This window comes from Streptomyces sp. NPDC059008 (genome assembly GCF_042749045.1).
In the GTDB taxonomy this organism is placed as follows: Bacteria; Actinomycetota; Actinomycetes; order Streptomycetales; family Streptomycetaceae; genus Streptomyces.
The window spans coordinates 1-6,089 of sequence record NZ_JBHYJC010000052.1; the positions used below are offsets into that span (position 1 = coordinate 1).

General features: G+C 72.3%; 4 protein-coding genes and 1 pseudogene. 1 reads left to right on the forward strand and 4 read right to left on the reverse strand.

Translation table 11 applies throughout. The features are described from left to right. Window positions 1–459: pseudogene (locus ACFWZH_RS34340) on the forward strand (hypothetical protein); the annotation flags it as partial. Between the two features lie 181 nt (window positions 460–640). Here the strand turns inward: ACFWZH_RS34340 and obgE are convergent. The 4 genes from obgE to ACFWZH_RS34360 all read right to left on the reverse strand — a co-directional run. Then, the gene (gene obgE, locus ACFWZH_RS34345) at window positions 641–2,077 is read right to left on the reverse strand and encodes a GTPase ObgE (RefSeq protein WP_384440508.1); all 1,437 of its coding nucleotides are present in this window, start codon (window positions 2,075–2,077) and stop codon (window positions 641–643) included. A 168-nt stretch (window positions 2,078–2,245) separates the two neighbouring features. Then, window positions 2,246–2,503: a 50S ribosomal protein L27 gene (rpmA, locus tag ACFWZH_RS34350; protein WP_384440512.1), complete on the reverse strand. Its 258-nt coding sequence runs from the start codon at window positions 2,501–2,503 to the stop codon at window positions 2,246–2,248. 14 nt (window positions 2,504–2,517) lie between these two features. Then, window positions 2,518–2,838 (reverse strand): 50S ribosomal protein L21, encoded by a 321-nt coding sequence (rplU, locus tag ACFWZH_RS34355; RefSeq protein ID WP_384440515.1) that lies wholly within the window; start codon window positions 2,836–2,838, stop codon window positions 2,518–2,520. A gap of 237 nt (window positions 2,839–3,075) precedes the next feature. Further along, the coding region (locus ACFWZH_RS34360) for an Rne/Rng family ribonuclease (protein WP_384440518.1) at window positions 3,076–6,089 on the reverse strand (3,014 nt) is incomplete at its 5' end.

A 6,089-nucleotide genomic window follows, 5' to 3' on the forward strand; every position in this document is an offset into this window, starting at 1 on the left:
GACTGCTTCAACCAGGCGGACGTGCTGATCAGCGATGTCTCCAGCGTCGTCTCCGACTACCTGACCAGCGAGAAGCCGTACGCGGTCGCCAACACCTCGGGCATGGACGAGGCCGACTTCCGGGCGAACTTCCCGACCGTACGGGCGGCCACGATCCTCACCCCCGAGGCCGACGGGGTGAAGGCCCTGCTCGCCTCGGTCCGCAACCCGGAGCTGGACACCCTCGCCGCGGAGCGGGCCGAGCTCAAGGAGCATCTGCTGGGACCGTCCGACCCGCCGTCCTCGGTCCGCTTCAACCAGGCGGCGCAGGCCCTGTGCGCGAAGGCCGACGAACGCCGCGTCCGGATGGAGAGCCGGCTGTCCGGGATCCCCGGGCAGCGCTCGCAGGAGGACGTGGACGCCGCCGAGACGGCCGAACGCAAGGCCAGTGGCGCCCCGGACGCCGCCGCGGCCGTCTAGCCCTCAGCGGGCCGTCTACGGCCTCGGGCGACGACCCTGAACAACGGGACAGGCCCCGGGAGGATCTCCTCCCGGGGCCTGTCCTTTTGGCCGCTCCTCTTGTCCGCCCGCTCGGGCGCGTGGCCCTTAGGAGCGCGGCGGGTTTCCGCACGCAGCCCCTCAGGGGCACGGGCCGCGGCGGCTAGAAGGGCCGGAAGCCCTCGTACTCCTCAGCGGCCTCGTCCCGCGCCGCGTCGCGGTCGCGGCGGCGGGTCGCGGCCGGGCGCGGCGCGTCGAAGCGGTGGTCCTCACCACGGCGGCCCAGCATCTCCGCGCCGGCAGCCATGGTCGGCTCCCAGTCGAAGACGACGGCGTTGTCCTCGGGGCCGATCGCCACCCCGTCCATGGCCTGGGCGCCCGCCTTGAGCAGCGCGGCCTCGACGCCGAGGCGGTTGAGCCGGTCGGCCAGATAGCCGACCGCCTCGTCGTTGTTGAAGTCGGTCTGGCGCACCCAACGCTCGGGCTTCTCGCCCCGTACGCGGAAGAAGCCCTCGCCCTCCTGCGTGATCGTGAAGCCGGCGTCGTCCACGGCCTTGGGCCGGATGACGATACGGGTGGCCTCCTGCACCGGCTTGGCGGCGCGGGCCTTGGCGACGATGTCGGCGAGGGCGTACGACAGTTCCTTGAGGCCCTGGTGGGCGACGGCCGAGACCTCGAAGACGCGGTAGCCGCGCTCCTCCAGGTCGGGCCGGATCATGTCGGCCAGGTCCTTGCCGTCGGGGATGTCCACCTTGTTCAGGACGACCACCCGCGGCCGGTTCTCCAGGCCGCCGTACTGGGCCAGCTCCTCCTCGATGACGTCGAGGTCGGAGAGCGGGTCGCGGTCCGACTCCAGGGTCGCGGTGTCCAGGACGTGCACCAGCACCTCGCAGCGCTCCACGTGGCGCAGGAACTCCAGGCCCAGGCCCCTGCCCTGGCTGGCGCCCGGGATCAGGCCGGGGACGTCCGCGATCGTGTAGACCGTCGAGCCGGCCGTCACCACGCCGAGGTTGGGCACGAGCGTGGTGAAGGGGTAGTCGGCGATCTTCGGCTTGGCGGCGGAGAGCACCGAGATCAGCGACGACTTGCCCGCGCTCGGGTAGCCGACCAGCGCCACGTCGGCGACGGTCTTCAGCTCCAGCACGATGTCGCGGCCCTCGCCGGGCTCGCCCAGCAGCGCGAAGCCGGGGGCCTTGCGGCGGGCGGAGGCGAGCGCGGCGTTGCCGAGGCCGCCGCGGCCGCCCTGGCCCGCGACGAAGGTGGTGCCCTGGCCGACCAGGTCGGCGAGGACCTCGCCGTTCTTGTCGAGCACGACCGTGCCGTCCGGCACCGGCAGGACGAGGTCCTTGCCGTTCTTGCCCTCACGGTTGTCGCCGGCGCCGGGCTGGCCGTTGGTGGCCTTGCGGTGCGGGTGGTGGTGGTAGTCGAGGAGGGTCGTGACGTCCTGGTCGACGACCAGGATCACATCGCCGCCACGGCCGCCGTTGCCGCCGTCCGGGCCGCCGAGCGGCTTGAACTTCTCCCGGTGTACGGAGGCGCAGCCGTGGCCTCCGTTACCCGCGGCGACGTGCAGCTCGACGCGGTCCACGAAGGTGGTCATGGGTGGGTGCCTCCAGATAACTGCGGGAAAAGCGGGATAGCTATCGCGGAACTCCGCGGATGTCTCTGTGGTAACACGCCAAGGGCGGACCGGCCTTCCCGCTCTTGCGGGAAAAGGCGGTCCGCCCTCGGAGTGATGCTCTGACGTGCGCTTACGTCCGGGCCGAAATTACTCGGCGACCGGGACGATGTTCACGACCTTGCGGCCACGGTGGGTGCCGAACTGCACCGCACCGGACTGCAGGGCGAACAGCGTGTCGTCGCCACCGCGGCCGACGCCCGCGCCCGGGTGGAAGTGCGTGCCACGCTGGCGGACCAGGATCTCACCGGCGAGGACGGCCTGACCGCCGAAGCGCTTCACGCCGAGCCGCTGAGCATTGGAATCGCGACCGTTCCGAGTGGACGATGCGCCCTTCTTGTGTGCCATGTCTCCTCAGTCCCTTACTTCGCCGGAGCGTCGATGCCGGTGATCTTCAGCGCCGTGTGGAGCTGGCGGTGGCCGATCCGCTTCTTGTAACCGGTCTTGTTCTTGTACTTCTGGATCCGGATCTTGTTGCCCTTGTGGTGGTCCACGACCTCGCCCTGGACCTTCACGCCGGCCAGGACCCACGGGTCGCTGGTGACCGAGTCACCGTCGACGACCAGCAGCGTGGAGAGCTCGACGGTGTCGCCGACCTTGCTGGTGGAAATGCGGTCAACCTCGATGACGTCGCCAACAGCAACCTTCTGCTGGCGCCCGCCGGTGCGCACGATCGCGTACACGCGGAACTCTCTTTCGCTAGGAACGGATCCTCTGATGCCAGCCGCTCACACGGGCTCGGGACGGCCCGTGGAATCCGAGTGGACGAGCGGCCTCCCTCGGCGGACCGAGAGGTGTTTGCTCAGGGGTTTGGTGTCACAGACACCGACGGTCAAGATTACGGGGCCTTGACCAGAGGGTCAAACCGGCCCCCGGGCCACTGACGGCCCGGGGCACGGTTCGGCTGCTCAGCCCTCCGCTTACGCCACGGAGGACTGCTCGGCGGCAGCGGTCTTCTTGGCCGCCGCCTTCTTCGTCGTCGCCTTCTTGGTGGCGGTCTTCTTCACCGTGGCCTTCTTGGCGGTGGTGGTCTTCTTCGCCGCCGCCTTCTTGGCCGTGGTCTTCTTCGCCGCGGTCTTCTTGGCGGCCGTCTTCTTGGCCGCCGCCTTCTTCGCGGTCTTCTTGGCCGCGGGCGCCGCCTCCGGCTCGGCCTCGGCGCCCTCGACGGACTCCGCGGCCACGGCCGGCGCCTCGGCGGGCTCCGGCTCGGCGGCCGGCGCCGCGATCACGACGGTCGCCTCGGAGTCGGACACCTCGGGCGAACCCGCCGGGGCGGTCACCTTACGGGTCACCCGACGGCGCGGACGGGCCGGCGCGGGCTCCGCGGCCGGCGCCTCGGCGACCGGCTCCACGACAGCCTCCGGCTCCGGCTCCACCACCGGCGCCGGCTCGGCCGGCAGCACGATCGCGGCGGCCTCCTCGGCGGCCTTGGGGGCGCCCGCCGGAGCGGACACCTTCCGGCTCACCCGGCGGCGGCCACGGCCGCGTCCGGCGGCCGCCTCGGCCTCCGCCGGGCTGCTGAACCACTCCTCGGCATCGGCCACCGCGGGCTGCAGCTCAGCCTCCGTCACGGCGACGGGCTCCAGCTCCGGGGCGCCGCCGTCCGGCGTCGGCTCGGCCGCCTCGACCTCGTGGACATGCGGCTCGACCTGCGCGGCCTTGCCCTTCTTCTTGCGCTTGCCGCCACCGCCGGCGGTCGTCGGCTGGTCCATGTGGACGATCACGCCGCGGCCGTTGCAGTGCACACACGACTCGGAGAAGGACTCCAGCAGGCCCTGGCCGACCCGCTTGCGGGTCATCTGGACCAGGCCGAGCGAGGTGACCTCGGCCACCTGGTGCTTCGTACGGTCCCGGCCCAGGCACTCCAGCAGCCGCCGCAGGACCAGGTCCCGGTTGGACTCCAGCACCATGTCGATGAAGTCGATCACGATGATGCCGCCGAGGTCGCGCAGCCGCAGCTGGCGCACGATCTCCTCGGCCGCCTCCAGGTTGTTCCTGGTGACCGTCTCCTCCAGGTTGCCGCCCTGGCCGGTGAACTTGCCGGTGTTGACGTCGACCACGACCATCGCCTCGGTCCGGTCGATCACCAGCGAGCCGCCGCTGGGCAGCCAGACCTTGCGGTCCAGCGCCTTCATCAGCTGCTCGTCGATGCGGTACGTCGCGAAGACGTCGACGTCCGAGGTCCACTTCTGCAGCCGGTCGACGAGGTCCGGGGCGACGTGCGAGACATAGCCGTGGATGGTCTGCCAGGCGTCGTCACCGCTGACGATGACCTTGGAGAAGTCCTCGTTGAAGATGTCGCGGACGACCCGGACGGTCATGTCCGGCTCGCCGTAGAGCAGCGAGGGGGAGCTGGTGGAGGAGGCCTTGGCCTTCTTCTGGATCTCCTCCCACTGCGCCTGCAGCCGCTGGACGTCGCGCGCCAGCTCGTCCTCGCTCGCGCCCTCCGCGGCCGTGCGGACGATGACGCCGGCGTCCTCGGGGACGATCTTCTTCAGGATCTGCTTCAGGCGCGCCCGCTCGGTGTCCGGGAGCTTGCGGCTGATGCCGGTCATCGAGCCCTCGGGCACGTAGACCAGGTAGCGGCCGGGCAGCGAGACCTGGCTGGTCAGCCGCGCGCCCTTGTGGCCGATCGGGTCCTTGGTGACCTGCACCAGCACCGACTGGCCGGACTTCAGCGCGGTCTCGATCCGGCGCGGGCCGTTGGCCATGCCCAGCGCCTCGAAGTTGACCTCACCGGCGTACAGCACGGCGTTGCGGCCCTTGCCGATGTCGACGAAGGCGGCCTCCATCGACGGCAGCACGTTCTGCACCTTGCCGAGGTAGACGTTGCCGACGTACGAGGTCGCCTGCTCCTTGTTGACGAAGTGCTCCACGAGCACGTTGTCCTCAAGGACGCCGATCTGGGTGCGCTCGCCGCTCTGGCGGACGACCATCACCCGCTCGACGGCCTCGCGGCGGGCGAGGAACTCCGCCTCGGTGATGATCGGCACCCGGCGGCGGCCCTGCTCGCGGCCCTCACGGCGGCGCTGCTTCTTGGCCTCCAGACGCGTCGACCCCTTGATCGACTGCACCTCGTCGGCGCCGGTGCCCTCTTCCTTCTTGCGGGGCTCGCGGACCTTGACGACCGTGCGCTCCGGGTCGTCGGCGTGGCCGGCCTCGACCTCGGCGGCGTCACCGCTGCGACGGCGGCGACGGCGGCGGCGACGGCTGCTGCTGGAGCCACCGGCCGGCTGCTCCTCGGCCTCCTCGTCCGGGTGCTCGGCGGCGCGCTCCTCGGCCTCCTCCAGCTCGGCCTCGGCCTCCGCACCGGCGACCTCGGCGGGCTGCTCCTCGGCGCCCTCGGCGGCCTCACCACGGCGGCGGCGACGGCCACCACGGCGGCGACGGCGCGAGGGGCGCTCGGCCGACTCGTCCTCGTCGTGGGCGAACTCGCCCGGCTCGGTCTCCGGCTCGGCCTCCTCCGCGGCCTCCGGCTCCTCGACCGGGGCGACGGCGACCTGCTCGGGCTCGGCGGGGGCACCACGGCGGCGGCGACGGCGCGCGCCACCGGCGGGCTGCTCCTCCGCCACCGGCTCGACGGCGGGCTCCTCCTGGCGGGCCGCGGCATGGGCGGCGGCGGCGCTCTCGGGGGTCTGGAACATCGGCTCGGCGAAGACCGGCGCCTGGAAGACGGCCGTCGGCGGCCGCTGCGCCCGGCGGCGACCGCGCACCGGCCCCTCCTGCACCGGCTCCTCCTCCGCACGGGGCGCCTCGGCGACCGGCTCGGCGGCGCGGCGGCGGGTACGGCGGCGGGGGGCCTCGGCGGGCTCGGTGGGCTCGGCGGCGGGGGCCTCGGCCACCGGTGCCTCCTCGGCCTCCTCGGCCTCGGCTTCTTCGGCCGCCTGGGGCGCGCCGGCCGGGGCGGTGGCCTTGCGGGTGGCGCGGCGGCGGG